This is a genomic window from Streptomyces sp. NPDC030021 (genome assembly GCF_055574035.1).
The window spans coordinates 101,501-121,097 of sequence record NZ_JBVIAH010000003.1; the positions used below are offsets into that span (position 1 = coordinate 101,501).

Here is a 19,597-nt window from a genome sequence, read left to right on the forward strand (position 1 = left end):
CATGCCGCCCGTCTTCGCCCACGGCCGACTCCGCCTGTACCTCCTCAAGCTGCTGGACGAGGCTCCGCGCCACGGGTACGAGGTGATCCGCCTGCTGGAGGAGCGCTTCCAGGGCCTGTACGCGCCCTCCGCGGGCACGGTGTACCCGCGGCTGGCGAAGCTGGAGGCCGAGGGCCTGGTCACGCACGCCACCGAGGGCGGGCGCAAGGTGTACTCGATCACCGATGCCGGCCGGGCCGAACTGGCCGACCGCGGCGGCGAACTTGCCGACCTGGAGCTGGAGATCCGCGATTCGGTCACCGAGCTCGCCGCCGAGATCCGCGACGACGTCCGGGGTGCGGCGGGTGACCTGCGCCGCGAGATGCGGGCCGCGGCCTCGGCGTCGGCGACCCAGGTCGAGGACGAGTCCTGGAAGGCGGCCAAGGAGGACCTGCGCAAGGCGCGGCAGGAGTGGAAGGAACAGGCGCGCCGGGCGAAGGACGAGAGCCGCCGCGCCCGCGAGGAGGCGCAGCAGGCCCGCCGCCAGGCCAAGGAGGCCCAGGAGCGGGCCCGCGAGGAGGTCCAGCGCATCGCGGGCCAGCTTCAGGAGCAGTTCGCCAGGTCCGGCGGCGTCCTGGGCAGTCTGGCCGGAGCCTGGCTCGGCGGTGCGCCTGCCGCGGGCTCGGCGGGGGGTGCGGGGGGCGACGCCTCGGCGGCGGCGGACGCGGCGGCGGACGCGGGCGCGGGCCGGGCTTCGGAGTGGGCCGCGGATCTGACGGCCACCGGCGATCCGGCCCGTGACCTCGACCGGCTGCTCGACCGTTTCCGCGACGAGGTGCGCGACGCGGCCCGGGACCGGGGGGTGACCTCGGCCCAGGTGGCCGAGGCCCGCCGGCACCTCGAAGCCGCACGTGGCCGACTGGGAACCACGTTCGGGGTCAGGTCGTAGCCCACCCGCGGCACCGCCGCCGGGGCGCCGCCCCGGACCCCGCGCCTCAAACGCCGGCGAGGCTGGAAGGTGGGGCGCCGTCCCGGACCCCGCGCCTCAAGCGCCGGCGAGGCTGGAGGGTGGGGCGCGGGTGGTCAGGCGGCCAGGGTTGTTTCGGCCGTGTCGTAGGTGACGCCGTGGTCCGACAGGACCTCGGCGACGGTGCCGGGGCGGGAGAGCAGGGCCAGGAGCAGGTGCAGGGTGCCGATGTGGTTGTCCTTGCGGCCCAGGGCGATCCGTAGGGACTGCTCCAGCACCTTCTTCGACCCCTTGGTGAAGGGGACGTGGTAGCTGCCCGTGCGGTCGTCCATGTCCGCTCGGCCGAGGGCGGAGCGGAGCGATGCGCCCAGGGTCCGCCTGCGGGGTGCCGGGGTCGCGAGGACGCCCTCGCCGTGGGTCTCCTCGATGCGGGAGACGATCTCGGTGAGGTCGATGCCGAGTCCGGCCAGCGCCTCCTCGTCCGCCCTGGACATGCCGCCCCGGCGGCGGGCCGCCGTGAGGCCGGTGGCCACCGCCGCGCGGTCCACGCCGAGCGGGTCCAGGACGCCCAGGGCCAGCAGGGAGAGCAGCAGGTGTTCCTCGGTGACGGTGGGGGCCCCGGTCTGCCGGGCCTCGGTCACCGCCCCGGTCACGGTCGACCGGGCGTCGCGGGTGAAGCGTTCGAACATCAGAGCCTCCCGTATTTCTTGTGCACGGCCTGCCGGCTGACGCCCAGCTCGGCCGCGATCTCCTGCCAGGACCACCCCTGCGCGCGGGCACTGCGTACCTGTACGGCCTCCAGCTGCTCCAGCAGCCTCCGGAGGGCGGCCACGGCACGCAGGCCCACGCGCGGGTCACGGTCACCGGCCCGCTCGGCGAGATCAGTGGCTTCGGTCATGGATGTCAATGTAGGTTGACGCGGGAGGTTCGTCAACCCCAGTTGACATCCGGGGTGGTCAGGGAGTGAGGACGATCTTGCCGAAGAGGTCGCCCGACGCGAGCTTCTCGAATCCCTCGCGGGCCCGGTCCAGCGGCAGCACCTCGTCGATGACCGGCCGCAGCCCGGTGTTCGCGCAGAAGGCGAGCAGGTCCTCCAGCTCGTCCTTCGAGCCCATCGTCGAGCCGACCACCTTCAGCTCCAGGAAGAAGATCCGGGTCAGCTCGGCGTGCGCGGGGCGGTCGCCGCTCGTGGCGCCGGAGATCACCAGGGTGCCCCCCGGGCGCAGGGACTTCACGGAGTGCGACCAGGTGGCGGCGCCCACCGTCTCGATCACCGCGTCCACCCGCTGCGGCAGCCGCGCACCCGGCTCGAACGCCTCCACCGCGCCCAGCTCCACGGCCCGCTTGCGCTTGGCCTCGTCCCGGCTCGTGGCGAACACCCGCAGGCCGGCCGCCTTGCCGAGGGCGATCGCGGCGGTCGCGACACCGCCGCCGGCGCCCTGCACCAGGACGGAGTCCCCGGGGCGTACCCCGGCGTTGGTGAACAGCATCCGGTACGCCGTCAGCCAGGCCGTCGGAAGGCAGGCGGCCTCCTCGAAGGTCAGCCCGGCGGGCTTGCGCAGCACGTTCCAGGCGGGGACGGTCACCTGCTCGGCGAAGGTCCCCTGGTAGCGCTCGGTCAGGATCGAGCGCGGCTCGTCCGGGCCGACCCCGTGGCCGCTCTGGCCGATCACGGAGTGCAGGACGACCTCGTTGCCGTCCTGGTCGATCCCGGCGGCGTCGCAGCCGAGGATCATCGGGAGTCTTTCCTCGCCGAGGCCGACCCCGCGCAGCGACCAGAGGTCGTGGTGGTTGAGGGAGGCGGCCTTGACGTTCACGGTCACCCAGCCCGGCCGGGCCTCGGGCGCCGGGCGGTCGCCCAGCTCAAGGCCGTTCAGCGGCTGGTCACGGTCGATTCGGGCGGCGTAGGCAGCGAACATGCGGCGACGCTACCGCTCGGTAGGGGCGGGTTCCAGTCCCTCGGGGACCGCCCGCCTGAGGCCTTCGTCTCAGCCGCCCCGGTCACCCCGGCCTCCGGTGAGGGACGAGAATGATCCGCCGGGCGCGATCTTGGTGCCGTGCACAACAACGAGAAAGGCGCCCGAAGGCGGCGTGGGGGCCGCGTACGCGGTCAGGCCCTCCGTGGCCGCGATCTTCCTGGCGGCCCTCGTCCGCTGAGGCGGGTGAACGGAAAGGCCCGGCCGGAGGGGATCCGGTCGGGCCTTTTCTCGTACTGCTCAGGTCCGGTCTCAGACCAGACGGGCCACTCCGTCGGCCTTGGCCGCGGCGGCCACGGCGTTGGCGACGGCCTCGGCCACGCGCTCGTCGAACGGCGACGGGATCACGTAGTCGGCGGCGAGCTCGTCACCCACGACACCGGCGATGGCGTCGGCGGCGGCGATCTTCATGCCCTCGGTGATCCGGGTGGCGCGCACCTTGAGGGCGCCCGCGAAGATGCCCGGGAACGCCAGCACGTTGTTGATCTGGTTCGGGAAGTCCGAACGGCCCGTGGCCACGACCGCCGCGTACTTGTGCGCGACGTCCGGGTGGACCTCCGGGTTCGGGTTGGCCATGGCGAAGACGAACGCGTCCTTCGCCATCGAGGCCACCGCCTCCTCCGGGACCGTACCGCCGGAGACGCCGATGAAGACGTCCGCGCCGTTCAGCGCGGTCTCCAGGGAGCCCGTCTGGCCGGTCTTGTTGGTCAGGCCCGCGATCTCCGCCTTGACGTCCGTCAGGTCGGAGCGGTCCGCGGACACGACGCCCTTGCGGTCGGTGACGCAGACGTCGCCGATGCCCGCGTCCACCAGGATCTTGGCGATGGCGATACCGGCCGCGCCCGCACCCGAGATCACGGCGCGCAGGTCGCCGAGGGTGCGACCCGTCAGCTTCGCGGCGTTGCGCAGCGCGGCGAGCGTCACGATGGCGGTGCCGTGCTGGTCGTCGTGGAAGATCGGGATGTCCAGCGCCTCCTGGAGGCGGCGCTCGATCTCGAAGCAGCGGGGCGCGGAGATGTCCTCCAGGTTCACCCCGCCGAAGGACGGGGCGAGACGGATGACCGTCTCGATGATCTCGTCCGTGTCCTTGGTGGCGAGCGCGATCGGAACCGCGTCCACCCCACCGAACTGCTTGAAGAGGATCGCCTTGCCCTCCATCACGGGGAGGGAGGCCTCGGGACCGATGTCACCGAGTCCGAGCACGGCCGTACCGTCGGTGACGACGGCGACCACGTTGGACTTCCAGGTGTACTCGTTCACCAGCTCCGGCTGCTCGGCGATGGCGCTGCACACCTTCGCCACGCCGGGCGTGTACGCGAGGGAAAGGTCATCCTTGTTGGTGACCGGCACTGTGGCCTGGATGGCCATCTTGCCGCCCCGGTGCAGCGCGAACACCGCGTCCGGGTTGTTGTCCGTGACGCTGTCACTGCGAGGGTTGAAGATTTCCGCTGCCACTTCGTGTGACCCCTTAAGTCCTTTGAATCGTTGAGGGTGGCCACTCCTGGTTAAGGGGTGGGCGGGCACCGCGTCCGTACTCCGCGTCAACGGTTGGCCCGTCTCCGCGAAGGGGAGGTTCGTACGCGCGGGCGCGCCGCACGCGCGCCCTGAGCCCCGGATGAGGGGTGTAAGGATCTGTTCTACCCGAAGAACGCTCGCCCAGACGAGTCGATTCCCGCTCAACTGTAGGCCCCTTGCCCGGCTTTTGGCGAAAAGTCCAAACCTTGCCGTCCAGTGGGCGAGACGCCCCGGAGAAACTTCGGCAAAACCAGCAGGTCACAGCAGTATCTGCGGCCTCGAACCCCCTTCTCCGCAGTCCTGTTGGGCTACCCCGGGCGCCCGTTATGCGATTTTGACCTGACGGGCACCCTGAATGTCTCAGTCCGAATGGCAAGATGCCGTAATCACACAAGGTCGCGACACTCGATGGTGCGTGTTCGACCGTTTTTCGTTGCTTTTCCACCAGCGCCGGAGGAACCAAGCCATGACCGCTAGCACCACCCGTCGTACGACCGCCGCACGGTCCCGGATCGCCGCGGTCGGCGCGATCGCGGTCGCGGGCGCCCTGATCCTCACCGGCTGTGGTGACCAGACCGACAAGGCCTCCGGCACCCCGTCGGGCGCGGCGAACAACAGCAGCGCCCCGCTCTTCTCCAAGCTCCCGAAGAAGATCCAGGACGCGGGTGTCATCAAGGTCGGCACGGACGCCACCTACGCGCCGATGGAGTTCACCGAGGGCGGCAAGATCGTCGGCGTCGACCCCGACGTGGCGGCGGCCATGGCCAAGCAGCTCGGCGTGCAGTTCAAGTTCGAGTCGGGCACCTTCGACACGCTGATCGGCAGCATGCAGACGGGCCGCAGCGACCTGGTCATGTCCTCGCTCACCGACACCAAGGCCCGTCAGGAGGGCCTGGACGACAAGGGCGCCAAGACCGGTGCCGGTGTCGACTTCGTCGACTACTTCTCCGCCTCGACCGGCATCCTGGTCAAGAAGGGCAACCCCCAGGGCATCAAGACCCTCGACGACCTGTGCGGCAAGACGGTCGCCGTGCAGCGTGGCACCACGTACGAGGACTCGGCCAAGACCCAGGCCGAGAAGTGCAAGACGGACGGCAAGGGCGAGCTCAAGATCGAGTCCTTCCCGACCGACGCCGAGGCCCAGACCCGTGTGAAGGCCGGTGGCGCCGCCGCCGACCTGAACGACTCCCCGGTCGCCGCGTACATCGCGCAGACCGCCGGTGGCGGCAACGACTTCGAGGCCATCGCCAACCCGACCGACGCCGGCCTCTTCGGCATCGCGGTGGACAAGAAGAACACCGAGCTGCGCGACGCGCTCAAGGAAGCCCTCGACGCGGTCATCAAGGACGGCACGTACAAGGCCGCCCTGGACAAGTGGAACGCGGGCTCCGGCGCCGTGACCGAGGCCAAGATCAACTCCGGTTCCTGATCTCCGCGTACCACCGCAGCACACTGAAGGGCAGTCACTGTGACTGACAAGCTCGACAAGGTCCCGGACCCGGCGGACACCCCGCCGGCCGGGGCCGTCCCCCCCGAGGCGATCCGCGCCATTCCGGTCCGCCACTACGGCCGCTGGATCAGCGCCGTGGTCGTCATCGGCCTGGTCGTGGCGCTCGCCGTCGCCTTCTCGCAGGGCAACGTCCGCTGGGCGACCGTGCCGGAGAAGCTGTTCGACCCGACGATCCTCCGCGGTGTCGTCAACACGATCTGGATCAGCATCACCTCGATGGCCCTGGGCCTGGTGCTCGGTGTCCTCTTCGCGGTCATGCGGCTCTCGAAGAACCCGGTCACCAGCACCATCGCCTGGTTCTACATCTGGCTGTTCCGCGGCACTCCGGTGTACGTGCAGCTGCTGATCTGGTTCAACCTCGCCCTGATCTTCCCGATCCTGAACCTCGGGTTCTACAAGGACGAGATGACGCAGGTCATGACCCCGTTCCTGGCGGCCCTGCTGGGTCTGGGTCTGAACGAGGGCGCGTACATGGCGGAGATCGTCCGGGCCGGCATCCAGTCGGTCGACGAGGGCCAGACCGAGGCCTCGCACGCGCTGGGCATGACGCGGACGCAGACGATGCGCCGGGTCGTGCTGCCGCAGGCCATGCGGGTGATCGTGCCGCCGTCGGGCAACGAGTTCATCAACATGCTCAAGACCTCCTCGCTGGTGGTCGCCGTGCAGTACTTCGACCTGCTGCGCGCGGCCCAGGACATCGCCTCGACCTCGTTCGCGGTGATGGAGATGTTCTTCGTCGCGTCGATCTGGTACCTCGCCCTGACCAGCGTGTTCAGCGTCGGCCAGTACTACCTGGAGCGCCGCTACGCCCGTGGTGCGCTCCGCTCGCTGCCGCCGACGCCGCTGCAGAAGATCAAGGCGAAACTGTCCAGCTTCTCGAACCGCAAGGCGGTGGCCTGATGACGACTGCCATGGTGAAGGCCGAGGGCGTCCACAAGTCCTACGGTGCGGCGCACATCCTCAAGGGCATCGACCTGGAGGTCGCTCCGCGTGAGGTGTTCTGCCTGGTCGGCCCGTCCGGCTCCGGCAAGTCGACCTTCCTGCGGTGCATCAACCACCTGGAGCAGGTCAACGCGGGACGCCTGTACGTGGACGGGCAGCTGGTGGGCTACCGCCAGAAGGGCGACAAGCTCTACGAGCTGAAGGACAGCGAGGTCGCGGCGCAGCGCCGGGACATCGGCATGGTCTTCCAGCGGTTCAACCTGTTCCCGCACATGACGGCCATCGAGAACGTGATGGAAGCCCCGGTCATGGTCAAGGGCGAGTCGAAGGCGGTGGCGCGTGAGCGTGCCGCCAAGCTCCTGGACCGGGTGGGTCTCGGGGACAAGGGCGGGAACTATCCCACCCAGCTCTCCGGCGGTCAGCAGCAGCGCGTGGCGATCGCCCGCGCGCTGGCCATGGAGCCGAAGCTGATGCTCTTCGACGAGCCGACCTCGGCGCTCGACCCGGAGCTGGTCGGTGACGTCCTGGACGTCATGCGGGACCTCGCCGAATCGGGCATGACCATGATCGTGGTCACGCACGAGATGGGCTTCGCCCGCGAGGTCGGCGACAACCTCGTCTTCATGGACGGCGGCGTGGTCGTCGAGTCCGGCCACCCCCGCGACGTCCTGGGCAACCCCCAGCACGACCGCACGAAGGCCTTCCTCTCGAAGGTGCTGTAGCTCCGACAGGTGCTGTGGTCCGCATCCGCGGACGGATGAGGGGCGGTACGGGATCCCCGTACCGCCCCTCAGCCGTTCCAAGGTCCCTACTTCAGACCTAGGACCAGCGCGTCCGAGGGGGAGCGCCAGACCGTACGGGCCTCCGCGAAGCCCGCGGCGCGCAGGGTCTCGGCGTGCCAGGCCTCGGAGGGGGTGTCGCCGTCCGCGTGCTCCCCGTAGATCTCGAAGCGCTGCTTCACCTGCTCGGCCAGGGCCGGTTCGGCGCCCGCCAGCGCCCACCACTCGCGCCAGTCCACCGCTCCGGCCGCCTTGGCCCGGTCCATGCCGGCGTGCCGGTGGGCGTGCTCGGCGGCGTCGATGCGCGGGGTGGCCGGGTCGGGCATGTGGTCGGCGTTCATGAACACCCCGCCCGGGGCCAGGAGCGGTGCGAGCTGCCCGTACAGGACGGCCAGCTCCTTGCTCGGCAGCCAGTGCAGGGCGGTGGCCGTCAGGACGGCGTCGTAGCTGTCGTGGGGGAGGGCGGCGCGCCAGTCGGGGTCCTTGAGGTCGGCGGTCACCAAGGTGACCCGCGCGTCCCCCGCGAAGTGGCCCTCGGCGATGGTCAACAGGGCGGGGTCGAGATCGACGCCCGTACTGGTGGCTTGCGGGAACCGCCTGAGGACGCGGTCCGTAATACTTCCCGTACCGCATGCGAGATCCAGCACCCGGGGGGCGGGTCCCACCAGTGCCCCGACCATGTCCAGCATCACGCGGAACCGCTCCTCGCGGTCGGGCATGTACCACTCCTGCTGCCGGTCCCAGCTGTCCTGCCAGGCCTGCCAGTCGGTCGTGCCCGTCGCTTCGGTCGTATCCGCCGTATCCGCCGTATCCGTCATCCCGAACCCCTCCATACGTAATACCCTCGAAGACGTCTCAGCCGTTACCGGAGACATTAATCCGCAGCCGTAAGGACTACAAGTGGAACTGGCCCATTACTCGGACTTCGCCGTGCGCCTGGTCAACACCGAGGAGCCGGCCCGCAACAAGGACGCGCTCACCTCGGTGGACGCCGTCCGCGCCCTGTTCGGCGCAAGTCAGCAGATGGCGCGCCGCGTCACCGACGGTGACGTCACCCGCTTCCGCAACGTCCGCGGCCGCCTGCGCTCCGTCTTCGAGGCAGCCGACGGCGGCGACGAGGTCCTCGCGGTCGACCTGCTGAACTCGCTGCTCATGGAGTTCCCCGTCAGCCCCCAGGTGTCCGGCCACGAGACCCTCGCCGACGACGGCCGCCCCGACTGGCACATCCACCTCGCCGAGCACCCCTCGAACGCCTCCGCGGGCTACGCCGCCATGGCCGCCATGGGCCTGGCCTTCGCCCTCACCGAGCACGGCCCCGACCGCCTTGGCCTGTGCCAGGCCGCGCCCTGCCGCAACGCCTACCTCGACACCTCCACCAACCGCTCCCGGCGCTACTGCTCCGACCGATGCGCCACCCGGGCGAACGTAGCCGCCTACCGCGCCCGCAAGCGGCTGGAGGCCGAGGAGTCCGCCCGCAGCGGGCGCAGCGCCGAGACCGCCCAGGACAGCCGGGCCCTCAGCGAACGCTGATCCTCCTCGCGCGGCCGGAAACGCAGCACCGCCGTCGCCAGCACCAGCTCCGCCGGCACCGCGCCGTAGACGGTGCTGTCACCGGTCTCGTTGTACGGGTTGTCGCCGAGCACCCACCAGCTGCCGCCCGGCCGCCGCTCCACCGCGCGCTTGACCACCAGCAGGTCCTGCTGGAGCGGATGCCGCAGCACGACCACGTCGCCCGGCCGTACGGCAGCCCCGTACCGGACCACCAGCCGGTCCCCGTTCAGCAGCGTGGGCACCATCGACGCCCCCGTCACCTCCACCACCTCGAACCGCTTCCGCGGGCGCCCGATCTCCACCATGCGTGTCCTCCTCGTCACCCCCGCATGCTGCCGCACGGGTCCGTACATTCGCTCACCGGTCCGGCCGCGCCCCTGGACTTTTGTCCTAAGCCCATGGGGGCGCCCGCGAAATCCGGTTGTTCAGCGAGTAATCTCCCCCTTGAGAAGACGATCACGAGGAGGACACACTCCATGCTTTCCCGCCTCTTCGCCCCCAAGGCGAAGGTCTCCGCCCACTGCGATCTTCCGTGCGGCGTGTACGACCCTGCCCAGGCCCGCATCGAGGCCGAGTCCGTCAAGGCCGTGCAGGAGAAGTACCAGGCCAACGAAGACGCCGACTTCCGCGCGCGCGCCATCACCATCAAGGAGCAGCGCGCCGAGCTCGCCAAGCACCACGTCTCGGTGCTGTGGAGCGACTACTTCAAGCCCCCGCACTTCGAGAAGTACCCGCAGCTGCACACCCTGGTCAACGACACCCTGAAGGCCCTCTCGGCCGCCAAGGCGTCGAACGACCCGGCGACCGGCGCGAAGGCTCTTGAGCTCATCGCCGAGATCGACCGCATCTTCTGGGAGACCAAGGCCGCCTGATCCTGGGCGCCCGAGGCACCTCCCCGCGCTCCTGTACCGGAGCGCACATGACACCGGCCCGACCGCTCAGAGCGGCCGGGCCGGTGTCATGCGCGGCCCCTACGGGGCGTCCTGCCGACCGGGCCGACTCAGTCCGTCCACGGCGTCCAGCGCCAAATCCCACGGGTATGCCGCCGCGCGCCCCTGCCCGGGCAGGTTGGGCACGAAGCCGCCCTCGCCGTAGAGCACCCGCACGCCGGCGTTACGCAGCGTCGCGATGCTCTGGTCGAACTGGGGGTGCTGGACGTAGGCGGCGTTCACGCACGGCATGACGGCCAGCGGGATCCCTTTGCCGATACCTTCGGCTACCACGCCGACGACGAACCGGTCCGTGAGTCCTAGCGCCCAACCGTTGATCGTGTTGAACGTGGCCGGGGCAACGAGGATTGCGTCGGCCGTCGGCCATACGTCCGCCTCTCCCGGCCGCTTGTAGCGACTGCGGACAGGATGCCCGGTGAGCGCGGCCAGGCCGTCGAGCCCTTCTGCGAGCCAGTCGGCGGCCGTCGGCGTCAGGCCGAGGCACACGTCCCACCCCCGAGACTGTGCCTCCTCGATCACGCGGGCGACGTCGAACACGGGCGGAGCGGCCGACCCGAAGAGGTACAAGGTGCGCGTCATGGCTCCCAGTTGACCACAGGGCCCGCACCCGATCGCAGGTGGTCCGGGGGTGGATCGGGGTACGGTTTCCTGGCGACAAGCCAGAAACGGGAGCGTCCGGTATGCGCACTTTCGGTGATGACCACCCAGGATCCCGCATCCGCGCACAGCGGCGGCTGGCTCACCTCACGCAGAAGCAACTGGCCGAGCTGATCCCATACTCCTACAGCCTGCTGAATCAGGTTGAGTGCGGCGCCAGGCCCGCCACCGAAGCTTTCCTCGCCGCGGTTGCCAAAGCCCTGCGGATCGCTCCTTCGGTGCTGACGGGACAGCCTCACGTCAGCACCATCCAACAGGATCGCCGAGAGGCGCTCGTGCGGCCGATTCGCGATGCGCTCGCCCTGTACGACCTCGGCCATGACCCGGACGTCACAGCCCGCCCACTGGACGATCTCGTGACTGCAGCCGACCGGTTGTGTGCCACCGTTCGTGCGCCGTGCTGCCGTTCGGGGCCCGCTTCGAAGCCGTGCGCATCCCCGACGCCCTCGCGCACGCGGCCGTCGAGAGCTCCGCGGACCGTGTCGTGGACCTCGCGCTCACCCTGGCCCTGGAGGGACCCGTGATCCGCGACGCGCGCGGCCGCAACCGCTACGCACTCGTCGAGCCGGGCACGGGGGAGGGCTGGCAGCCCCGGAGCGCCGTCGAGTGCCTCGGCCACGGCACCCACCTCGGGGTGCCCGACATCGGCCGGGACCGGGTCGGGCCCGGCCGGACCCTCTACTGGGCCTCGGCCCCCGGCCCGGGGGCGTACTTCTGCAGGGTCGCCGCCGTCCGGCTGCTCGTCCGCGTGGGCGCGGCACGGCTCGCCGAGGTGGTGGAGAGGTGACGGGCCGCCCGGATCGCCCGGAGGCCGAGGTGTCCGACGCGCACCCCGACAGGGAGTGCACGAGGGCGCACGCGCCCTGCACCGGATGCGGCTTGCCGGCCCCGATCGCGATCAAGTACGGCGGTCCCATGGCCCACTGCCGCTTCTGCCACTACGCGTGGAGCGTCCACCACGACCCGGTGAGCTGCTGGCAGCGCACCCGTACGGAGGAGGGCCTGATCGCCCGGATCCGCGAGGTGGCGCCGCTCCTCGTCTCCGCCCGCGCCGTGCTCGACGTCGTCGTCGGCGGCCTCTGAGCCGGTCAGGAGCCTGCGTCGGACTGCCCGGTCCGGGCTGCGTGGGTCGTGGCCAGGTGTCTGGTCTGGCGTCTCGTCAGCAGCTCGTCCACCGGCTCCAGGAGCCGGTCCCATGCGCGTTCGGCCTCCGGTGAACGCCGGGGGACGCGTGCGTAGCTCTGGGCTGCGGCGATCGCCTCGTCGTAGAGGCCCTGATCCGCGGGGAGGGCCGTCGAGCGTTCGCGTCGCAGCCACGTGATCAGCCACGGCATGTCCCGGGGCCACTGCGGGTTCCCCAAGGAGCGCACGCGCAGGTAGCCCAGCTGGTCCCACCAGCGGCGGTTGTGCCACTTGCGCGAGTGGGCCGGCGGCAGGCCGGGCGGGAGGTCCTTCACCGGACCCATGGTGCCCGGCGGCGGCGCCGGAGCCGACGGAATTCGGTGGCGGCGGACAGAACCGGCCAGTACGAGCGGGGTCCGGGCCGGGCCCGAAGGCCGGTGCCCGGACCCCCGGGGGTCACTCGTCGTCCGCGTCCTCGTCGTCGTCCAGCCGGGCCAGCCACGTGGCCAGGCGTTCCACCGGGACCTCGAAGTCCGGGTTCAGGTCGACGAAGGTGCGCAGCTGCTCGGCGAGCCACTCGAAGGTGACCTCCTCCTCGCCGCGCCGCTTCTCCAGCTCCTCGATGCCGCGATCGGTGAAGTACAAGTCGGGCTCCGTGCCGTGATGGGGGTGTGCAGGGGGTGTTTCCCGCCAGGATAATCCGCCTTAAGGCGAGACCTCCCGCCTGCGCCCTCCCCGGGTCTAGCCTGGATGCCCAACGAGCGGGGGGTGCGGATGACGGACGGGCGCACGACCGGGTCCGCGCGCGCCTTCGAGCTTCTGGAGCCCCTCGTCCAGGCGGCGACCGTACGCGTCCACGCCCCGCCGGGCGGGTATGACAACCCTCGCAGTCATCGGACCGGTCCCACGTGGGGGAGCGGCTTCTTCATCGCCCCCGGCTGGGTCCTGACGTGCGCGCACGTGGTCGGCGAAGGGGGTGCTGCGGTGCGTCTGACGGGACGCGAGGTCGGCATCACCTTTTCCGCCGGGAGCATCACCGGCACGGTCACCGGGCGCGTGGAGTGCGTCCTGCCCGAGCGGCTGGAAGAGCGGCGGCCCGGCCGGCAGGCACTGTGGGACCTGCCCGACCTCGCGCTGGTCAGGGTGCTGGCTCCCGTCTCGCACGCCTGCGTGTGGCTGACCGACCGCTCCAGACCGCGTTTCGACGAGGTCGCCTACTTCGGCTGCACCGAGGACCTCGGCACCCCCGAGATCACCGGCCGCACCACCCGGCTGCGCGGCACCGCCGGGAACGGCGCGGCCATCCGGCTCGGCGACGACGACGAGATCGAGCCCGGCATGTCCGGCGGGCCCGTGGTGGACCTCGCCCGCGGCGAGGTCGTCGGCGTGCTCAAGGCCCGGCGGCAGACGGGGGGTGGCGGGCTCGCCGTCTCCGTCGTGCAGCTGCGCACCCTGCCGATGGCCGCGCGGGGCCAGGTCGGGCTCTACCGCCGGATCATGCAGGCCCACGACCTGTACCACTACGACCAGCACCTCAGCGATCTCGACAACCGCCGGACCTGGACGGACGTGCACGGCGAGCTCCCGCCGGAGGAGGGCGACCCGTACGCCGGCCGGGGCCGGCTCACCCCCGGCGAGCGCACCACCCTGTACGGGCTGCTGGCCGAACTGCCCCCGCCCGGCTCCTCCGAGGTCGTACGCGCCCTGGTCGAGGAGGCGCGCGGCGAGGAGCCGGACCCGCTGCCGCCGGCCCCGCTGAGCTGGCGCGACGGGCTGGGGCTGCTGCACGACCCGCCGGGCGGGACGGGCGAGGCCGCAGCGATGCTCCGGTACGCGACGGACGTGAGCGTGGCCGAGTACCGGGAGCCGGCCACGCCGGGCGCGGACGAGGAGCTGTGGGACTGGGTACGGGCCACGGCCGAGCGGCTGTGGCGGCCGCTGCGGCGCGAGCTCGGCGAGCGCCACGAGCGGGGCCTCGCCGAGCGCGAGCGGCGCCGCCGGGCCTCGGCCGGGCGGACGGCGCACGGCCCGGCCCGGCGGTCCGGCGGGCTGCCGCCCGGAGCCTCGGTGCTGCTGGAGGTCTGGGCGCACGGCTGGGAGGACGTCTACGACTGGCGGGTCTCGGTGCTGGCCGGTCCCGCGCACACCGGGCGGGTGACACCCGTGGACTCGGGCGTACGGGCCACCCTGGCGAGCCTGCCGGAGGCCTTACGGGCCCCGCTCGCCGAGGGCTTCCGGCGCTGCGACACCCACGAGGCGGCGGCCCTGCTCGAAGTGGCCGTGGCCCCCGCGCTGTTCGGGCTAGCGGTGGACGAATGGGTGGTGGCGGGCGGCCTGCCGCTCGGCGTGCAGCGGCCGGTGGTCCTGCGGCACCCCGCCGGCGCGAACCCGGCTGCCGCGAACCCGGCTGCCGCGAGCCCGGTCGCCGCGAGCCCGGGCGGCGTCGGCCCGGGCGGGGCCAGGGAGCACCCCGCCGACCGCGAGGGCACCGACGCGTCCACCCGCTGGGCGCGGGTCCAGGCGGGACCGCTGCAGGACGAACGCGCCGACTGCATACGGGGGCGCCCGCGCAGCCCCGCCACCGAATGGCTGACCGGACTCCCCGACAACACCGTGCCGGTGCACTGCCGGGCGGCCGACCAGGAGCCCACGCTCGGGTCGCTGCACGCGGTACGGGACGCCGGGTACGGGGTGGTGGTGACCCGGCGGCCACCGCCGGACCCGGGGGCCTCGTGCGCGCCCTTCCACCGAGGGCTGCGCGAGGAACTGGCCGACGCCGGGCGGGCGGAGGTGCTCCCGGTACGCCTGCAGAACCTGCGGGGGCGGGCCTACGGGGCGGATCCCGACGCCTACTGGGCGGCCGGGACGGGGCTGGTGTGGGAGGACCCGGCGCGGCCGCTGCCGGACGAGGAGCCCCTCCAGGGCGACCTGTGACGGAGGCCGGCACGGACGACGCGAGGGAGGGAGCAGGAGCACCATGAATGACGAGTGGCTCATATACCGCGGGGTGGGCGAGCCCCACGACGGGATCGACGCCCTGCCCGACCCGCCGCCCTGGCGGGACTTCGACGGCGGCCCCGTGGCGGAGCCGGGCGGTCCGGCCCAGGCCGCCGACGGCAACGTGGCCCGCCGGCTCGGGGCGCACCGGCAGGCCGCCGAGCTGCACCGGCCGGAACCGGAGGAGCTGGAGGCCATCAACGCGGCCCTCTACCTGCGGCGGCCGCTGCTCGTGACCGGCTTCCCCGGCACCGGGAAGTCCACCCTCGCGCACGCCGTCGCCCACGAGCTGAAGCTGGGGCGCGTGCTCCGGTGGCCGGTGGTGTCCCGCACCGTGCTCCAGGACGGCCTGTACCGGTACGACGCGCTGGCCCGGCTGCAGGACGTCCAGATCGCCGCGAGCGGCGGAGGCGGCCCGGCCGCCGCCGCGGACACCGGGGCCCCCGGCATCGGGAAGTACATCCGGCTCGGGCCCCTCGGCACCGCCCTGCTGCCGACCGCCCGGCCCCGCGTCCTGCTCATCGACGAGCTCGACAAGAGCGACATCGACCTCCCCAACGACCTGCTGAACGTGCTGGAGGAAGGGGAGTTCGCCCTCCCCGAGCTGGAACGGGTCGCCGACAGCGAACCCGAGGTCCAGGTGCTCACCGACGACGGGACCAAGGTCACCGTCCGCGGCGGCCGCGTGCGCTGCCGGGCCTTCCCGTTCATCATCCTGACCAGCAACGGGGAACGGGACTTCCCCGCCGCCCTGTTGCGCCGCTGCATCCAGCTGAAGCTCGGGCAGCCCGGCGAGAAACGGCTCGCCACCATGGTCCGCGCCCATCTCGGCGAGGAGGCCGCCCGCCTCGGGGCCGACCTGATCCGGGAGTTCCTCAGCCGCTCCCAGTCCGAGCTGGTCGCCGCCGACCAGCTGCTCAACGCCGTCTACCTGACCCACTACGCCGCCCCGCCCACCCGGGAGGACCTCGCGGACCTGCTCATCCAGCGCCTCGACCGTCCGAGGTGATCGGCCGTGGCATCCGCCGGCGCGCCCGGCGTCCGTGAACTGGCCGCGCTGCTGCGCGCCGCCGGGCTCGACCCGTCCGCCGGGGAGATCGCCGACGCGCTGTGGCTGGCCGGGCACATCGGCGGGCCCGCGCAGGCCGCCCCGGGCGGGCCGGCGCCGGGCGGCCCGCAGACCGTGCCCGAGGATCCGGGCGGGGAGCCCGCCGAGCCCGTACGCGCAGATGCGGAGGCCGATGCTCCGGTCGGGCTCTACGCCCCCGGGGCGGCCCGGGCCGACGGCGCCGACGGGGAACGGCCGCAGGAGTCGCCCGAGGAGTACGGAGTGCCCGTACGGGTGCCCGGGGCCGCCGCGCTGCCCCGCATCCTGGACATCCAGCGGGCCCTGCGCGCCCTCCAGCGGCACCGCCCGCCCGGCCCGCCCACCCGGCTGGTGATCGACGAGGCGGCCACCGCCGAGGCCAGCGCCCGCGCCCTCGGACTGGTCATCCCGGTGCTCCGGCCGGCGAGCCGGCGCGAGGCGACCGTACGGCTGGTGATGGACGCGTCCCCGTCGATGGCCGTCTGGCAGGACATGTTCGAGGAACTGCGGTCCGTGTGCGAGCGGTTGGGTGCCTTCCGGGACGTCCAGGTGCACTATCTGCACCGCCTCACCGACGGCACGGCCGCGCTCGGCCGCAGCCCCGCACCCGGCTGCGTACGCGCCTCCGGCCTGCGCTCCGGTGACCAGTTGCGGGACCCGACCGGCCGGGCCCTGACCATGCTGGTCTCCGACTGCGCCGGGCCGCTGTGGCGCGAGGGCACGGCGCAGCGGCTGCTGCACCGGTGGGCCGAGTGCACCCCGTGCATGGTCGTCCAGCCGCTCCCGCAGCGGCTGTGGGGGCGCAGCTGGCTGCCCACCGAGCGGGGCACGCTCACCCGGCCGGAGGGCGGCGGGCAGAAGCTCACGTTCCGGCCGGACCGGCCGCCGCTGCCCGGGCGGCCCACGGGCGGGCTGACGGTGCCGGTGCTGCCGCCGAGCGCGACCGCCCTCGGGGCGTGGGCCCGGCTGCTGGCCGGGCTGACGGCCGGGCCCGTACCGGCCGAGGTGGGCCGGGTACTGGCCGACCATCCGGCCGCGCCCGTGCCGCCGCCGCGTGCGGTGCGGCCGCCGCGCGAACTGGTGGCGCGGTTCCGCTCCTCGGCCGCGCCCCGGGCCGTACAGCTCGCGGTGTACCTGTCGGCGGCGCCGCTGACGCTGCCCGTGATGCGGCTGGTGCAGCGCACGATGCTGCCGGACTCCGAACCCTCCGACCTGGCGGAGGTGCTGCTGAGCGGGCTGCTGCGGCGCAGCGGGCCGGGGCCGGGGCACTGGTACGAATTCGTCCCCGGGGTGCAGGACGTACTGCTGGGGCCGCTGGGGCGGGACGAGGCCGCGCTGGTGCTCAAGCACTGCTCGGAGTACGTGCTGGCGCACTTCGGCCGGGGCGTACGGAACTTCCCCGCGCTCGCCGTCTCCCAGCTGACCGGGACCCCGCCGGCGGTCGCCGACCCCGGACCCGAGGAGGACGAGCGGGCGCCCGAGGGGCGGCTCCCGCAGGCCTTCGCACAGGTTTCGGCCAAAGTCGTACGGCGCTACCTGCCCGGGATGCCGCAGCAGGGCCCCGCGGTACGCCGGCCCGCCGCGGCCCCGGTGCCCACCCGGGCCGGGGCGGTGCGCGCCGCCCGGGACCGGCTCGCGGACGCCGACGCCGACGGGGACGGCGGCGCGCGGGCGCTGTACGAGGCCGTGGCGGTGCTCCGGCGGGCGGTGACGGCCCCGGCGGGACCCGGCGATCCCCCGGAGGAGGCGGAGACCGAGCTGGCGGGGGCGCTGCTGCGGCTGTGGGCGGCCCAGCGGGACCCGGAGCTCCTGGCCGAGGCGGAACGGGCCGTGACCGGGCTGCGGACGGCGCGGGCGGGGGCGGTGCTCGGCCGGGTGCTGTACGAGCGGGCGCTGGCCGCCGGACCGGACGCGGAGCTGCTGGCGGCGGCGGACATGGAGTTCGCGGCGGCCGGAGCCGCGGCCGACCCGGAACTGCGCCGGGACTGCGCGGTGCGGCGCGCGGAGACCCTGATCCGGCTGAGCGGGCTCCGGGACGAGGCGGGCGCGCTGCGCGAGGCCCGGGCGGCCCTCGAACCCCTGGCGGGCGGGGCACCGGGCGCAGACCCTGCCGCGGCACCCGGCACGGACGGCGGCGGGGACGGCGGCGGGGACGGCGGCCCGGACGGCGCCACGGACGGCGGCCCGGCCCCGTACCCCGAGCTCCACCTGGCCCTGGGCCGCGTCCTGCTGGCCCTGCTGCCCCGCACCCCGGACCCGGCCGAGCGCACGGCCCTGGCCGCACAGGCCGCGGCCCGCCTGGCCGCGGCCCTGACCGCCACGCCCGGTGCCCACGGCCGCACCGGCCCGGGCACCGCCCAGGTACGGGTGGAGCTCGCCGACGCGCTGCGCCACCTCCCCGGCCGGCTGGAGGAGGCCGCCGGGCAGCTGGCCGCGGCCCTGGCCGAGGCGGGCGGGGACCCGGAACTGCGGGTGGCCGCCCTGGTGTGCCTGGCGCGTGTGCACCGGGAGCGGTACGCGCGGGACGCCGACCCGACGGCACTGGAGGACGCGGCCGAGGCGTACGCCCGGGCCCGCCGGCTGATCCCCCGCGACGCGGAGGCCTTCGGGGAACTGCTGCCCGAGTGGGGCGACGTACTCCTGGACCGGGCCCGGGCCACCGACGGCCGGCGGTTCACCGGGGCCGCCGTACGCGTCCTGCGCGAGAGCCGGGCCGCGGTCCCGCAGTCCGACCCCGGTGCGGCCCACCGGCTCCTGCGGCTGGCCACCGGGCTGCGGCTGCGGCACACGTACGAGGGCGACCCGGTGGACCTGCGGGAGGCCGAGTACCTGCTGGAGCTGGCCGTCCGGCACAGCCGCAACCCGCTGGAACAGGCCCGCATCTGGCGGGACCACGGCGACGTCCAGCAGGAGATCCACGGCCACACCCGGGCGCTGGAGCGCCTCGACCGGGCGGCGGACTCCTACCGGCGGGCCTGGCGGGCCGCCCTGGAGGCCGACGTGGAGGAGCGCGAGGACACCGCCGTCCAGCTGGCCGCCCGCGTACAGCAGCTGCGCGGGGACGTGCTGGAACGCCTCGCCCGGCCCCGCGCGGCCCTGGACGCGTACCGCTCGGCGCTGGAGCTGTGGACGCGGACCCGCGAGGGCGCCGCAGGGCGCTCGGAGGCGGTCCGCGCGCGGATCCTGGCCCTGGAGGCCGGGCTCTGACGCCCGGGCCCGGGGCGAGGCCGGGCCGGGGACCGCCGTTTCCACGGACCGGCCGACGGGAAAGGGAAGTTGACCATCCGGTGTGCGACGCGACAGGGGGCCCGGCGGCACATGGCGACGAAGCAGCAGGAAGTGGCGGCGGCGACCCCGGGATGTCCGGGGCGGCTGCCGGATCTCTCCGGGCTGGACCTGGCGGCGCTGCGCGGGATCGACCATCCCGTGCTGGCCAGGGTGATCGAGGGCATGGTCGAGCGGGTGACCCATCCCGCGGAGATCCTCAACGCCTTCGACTCCAGCGTGGCCTGATCGCAGGCACCATGCCTGATCCGTCCTACCTTGAAACCGAGTTGACCACTTT

21 protein-coding genes and 1 pseudogene are annotated in these 19,597 nt (G+C 73.0%); 13 read left to right on the forward strand and 9 right to left on the reverse strand.

Annotation, left to right across the window (positions count from 1 at the left end; translation table 11 throughout):
• The first annotated feature begins 1 nt into the window (after position 1).
• Positions 2–928: a PadR family transcriptional regulator gene (locus ACZ4YL_RS06540; protein ID WP_468114230.1), complete on the forward strand. Its 927-nt coding sequence runs from the start codon at positions 2–4 to the stop codon at positions 926–928.
• 134 nt (positions 929–1,062) lie between these two features.
• On the opposite strand, the gene ACZ4YL_RS06545 is transcribed toward ACZ4YL_RS06540, so the two are convergent.
• From ACZ4YL_RS06545 to ACZ4YL_RS06560, 4 genes are all read right to left on the reverse strand, one after another.
• Entirely contained in the window at positions 1,063–1,635 is a 573-nt protein-coding gene (locus ACZ4YL_RS06545) for a Clp protease N-terminal domain-containing protein (protein ID WP_468114232.1), read from the reverse strand.
• Positions 1,635–1,844, reverse strand: coding sequence for a helix-turn-helix domain-containing protein (locus ACZ4YL_RS06550; protein ID WP_030013034.1), 210 nt, complete (start codon positions 1,842–1,844; stop codon positions 1,635–1,637). Before ACZ4YL_RS06550 ends, ACZ4YL_RS06545 begins: the two co-directional genes overlap by 1 nt.
• A gap of 58 nt (positions 1,845–1,902) precedes the next feature.
• Positions 1,903–2,865 carry a zinc-binding dehydrogenase gene (locus tag ACZ4YL_RS06555; RefSeq protein WP_468114234.1) on the reverse strand — a complete coding sequence of 321 codons (963 nt, stop codon included), beginning with the start codon at positions 2,863–2,865 and terminating at the stop codon, positions 1,903–1,905.
• A 309-nt stretch (positions 2,866–3,174) separates the two neighbouring features.
• Complete coding sequence (locus ACZ4YL_RS06560; protein WP_373041019.1) at positions 3,175–4,377, reverse strand: NAD(P)-dependent malic enzyme; 1,203 nt, start codon at positions 4,375–4,377, stop codon at positions 3,175–3,177.
• A 526-nt stretch (positions 4,378–4,903) separates the two neighbouring features.
• On the opposite strand from ACZ4YL_RS06560, the gene ACZ4YL_RS06565 reads away from it, so the two are divergent.
• The 3 genes from ACZ4YL_RS06565 to ACZ4YL_RS06575 are packed head-to-tail and all read left to right on the forward strand — an operon-like array spanning position 4,904 to position 7,611.
• Positions 4,904–5,866, forward strand: coding sequence for an ABC transporter substrate-binding protein (locus tag ACZ4YL_RS06565; protein WP_468114236.1), 963 nt, complete (start codon positions 4,904–4,906; stop codon positions 5,864–5,866).
• A gap of 39 nt (positions 5,867–5,905) precedes the next feature.
• On the forward strand, positions 5,906–6,847 hold the full coding sequence (locus ACZ4YL_RS06570) for an amino acid ABC transporter permease (RefSeq protein ID WP_468114238.1): 942 nt from the start codon (positions 5,906–5,908) through the stop codon (positions 6,845–6,847).
• A complete protein-coding gene (locus ACZ4YL_RS06575; protein ID WP_052873797.1) occupies positions 6,847–7,611 on the forward strand; it encodes an amino acid ABC transporter ATP-binding protein in 765 nt (254 codons plus the stop codon). The genes ACZ4YL_RS06570 and ACZ4YL_RS06575 overlap by 1 nt, the downstream gene beginning before the upstream one ends.
• Before the next feature lie 86 nt (positions 7,612–7,697).
• On the opposite strand, the gene ACZ4YL_RS06580 is transcribed toward ACZ4YL_RS06575, so the two are convergent.
• Positions 7,698–8,486, reverse strand: a complete 789-nt coding sequence (locus ACZ4YL_RS06580; RefSeq protein WP_468114240.1) for a class I SAM-dependent methyltransferase — start codon at positions 8,484–8,486, stop codon at positions 7,698–7,700.
• 82 nt (positions 8,487–8,568) lie between these two features.
• On the opposite strand from ACZ4YL_RS06580, the gene ACZ4YL_RS06585 reads away from it, so the two are divergent.
• The gene (locus tag ACZ4YL_RS06585; RefSeq protein WP_314243938.1) at positions 8,569–9,198 is read left to right on the forward strand and encodes a CGNR zinc finger domain-containing protein; all 630 of its coding nucleotides are present in this window, start codon (positions 8,569–8,571) and stop codon (positions 9,196–9,198) included.
• Here ACZ4YL_RS06585 and sodX read toward each other — a convergent pair.
• Positions 9,102–9,524, reverse strand: coding sequence for a nickel-type superoxide dismutase maturation protease (gene sodX, locus ACZ4YL_RS06590; RefSeq protein ID WP_468114242.1), 423 nt, complete (start codon positions 9,522–9,524; stop codon positions 9,102–9,104). The genes ACZ4YL_RS06585 and sodX overlap by 97 nt on opposite strands.
• 171 nt (positions 9,525–9,695) lie before the next feature.
• Between sodX and sodN the strand changes: the two genes are divergently transcribed.
• The gene (gene sodN / locus ACZ4YL_RS06595; RefSeq protein ID WP_030009413.1) at positions 9,696–10,091 is read left to right on the forward strand and encodes a superoxide dismutase, Ni; all 396 of its coding nucleotides are present in this window, start codon (positions 9,696–9,698) and stop codon (positions 10,089–10,091) included.
• Positions 10,092–10,190: 99 nt separating this feature from the next.
• On the opposite strand, the gene ACZ4YL_RS06600 is transcribed toward sodN, so the two are convergent.
• Positions 10,191–10,748 carry a flavoprotein gene (locus ACZ4YL_RS06600; RefSeq protein ID WP_406085051.1) on the reverse strand — a complete coding sequence of 186 codons (558 nt, stop codon included), beginning with the start codon at positions 10,746–10,748 and terminating at the stop codon, positions 10,191–10,193.
• A gap of 101 nt (positions 10,749–10,849) precedes the next feature.
• Between ACZ4YL_RS06600 and ACZ4YL_RS06605 the strand changes: the two are divergent.
• The 3 genes and pseudogenes from ACZ4YL_RS06605 to ACZ4YL_RS06615 form a co-directional block, all read left to right on the forward strand.
• Positions 10,850–10,984, forward strand: a pseudogene (locus ACZ4YL_RS06605) (helix-turn-helix domain-containing protein); the annotation flags it as partial.
• Between the two features lie 239 nt (positions 10,985–11,223).
• Positions 11,224–11,613 carry a hypothetical protein gene (locus tag ACZ4YL_RS06610; RefSeq protein WP_468114853.1) on the forward strand — a complete coding sequence of 130 codons (390 nt, stop codon included), beginning with the start codon at positions 11,224–11,226 and terminating at the stop codon, positions 11,611–11,613.
• Positions 11,614–11,705: 92 nt separating this feature from the next.
• Positions 11,706–11,909 carry a hypothetical protein gene (locus tag ACZ4YL_RS06615; protein ID WP_468114244.1) on the forward strand — a complete coding sequence of 68 codons (204 nt, stop codon included), beginning with the start codon at positions 11,706–11,708 and terminating at the stop codon, positions 11,907–11,909.
• A 5-nt stretch (positions 11,910–11,914) separates the two neighbouring features.
• Here the strand turns inward: ACZ4YL_RS06615 and ACZ4YL_RS06620 are convergent, their stop codons facing one another.
• Together ACZ4YL_RS06620 and ACZ4YL_RS06625 are read right to left on the reverse strand one after the other, a co-directional pair.
• Complete coding sequence (locus ACZ4YL_RS06620; protein ID WP_468114246.1) at positions 11,915–12,283, reverse strand: hypothetical protein; 369 nt, start codon at positions 12,281–12,283, stop codon at positions 11,915–11,917.
• Positions 12,284–12,404: 121 nt separating this feature from the next.
• Positions 12,405–12,593 (reverse strand): DUF6104 family protein, encoded by a 189-nt coding sequence (locus ACZ4YL_RS06625; protein ID WP_030009408.1) that lies wholly within the window; start codon positions 12,591–12,593, stop codon positions 12,405–12,407.
• Between the two features lie 105 nt (positions 12,594–12,698).
• Between ACZ4YL_RS06625 and ACZ4YL_RS06630 the strand changes: the two genes are divergently transcribed.
• The 4 genes from ACZ4YL_RS06630 to fxsA all read left to right on the forward strand — a co-directional run bounded on the left by ACZ4YL_RS06630 (position 12,699) and on the right by fxsA (position 19,545).
• The gene (locus ACZ4YL_RS06630) at positions 12,699–14,882 is read left to right on the forward strand and encodes a VMAP-C domain-containing protein (protein WP_468114248.1); all 2,184 of its coding nucleotides are present in this window, start codon (positions 12,699–12,701) and stop codon (positions 14,880–14,882) included.
• A 43-nt stretch (positions 14,883–14,925) separates the two neighbouring features.
• Positions 14,926–15,954 (forward strand): AAA family ATPase, encoded by a 1,029-nt coding sequence (locus tag ACZ4YL_RS06635; protein ID WP_468114250.1) that lies wholly within the window; start codon positions 14,926–14,928, stop codon positions 15,952–15,954.
• Between the two features lie 6 nt (positions 15,955–15,960).
• A complete protein-coding gene (locus tag ACZ4YL_RS06640; RefSeq protein ID WP_468114252.1) occupies positions 15,961–19,239 on the forward strand; it encodes an SAV_2336 N-terminal domain-related protein in 3,279 nt (1,092 codons plus the stop codon).
• Positions 19,240–19,350: 111 nt separating this feature from the next.
• Positions 19,351–19,545 (forward strand): FxSxx-COOH cyclophane-containing RiPP peptide, encoded by a 195-nt coding sequence (gene fxsA, locus ACZ4YL_RS06645; RefSeq protein ID WP_382541979.1) that lies wholly within the window; start codon positions 19,351–19,353, stop codon positions 19,543–19,545.
• The last annotated feature ends 52 nt before the right edge of the window (positions 19,546–19,597 follow it).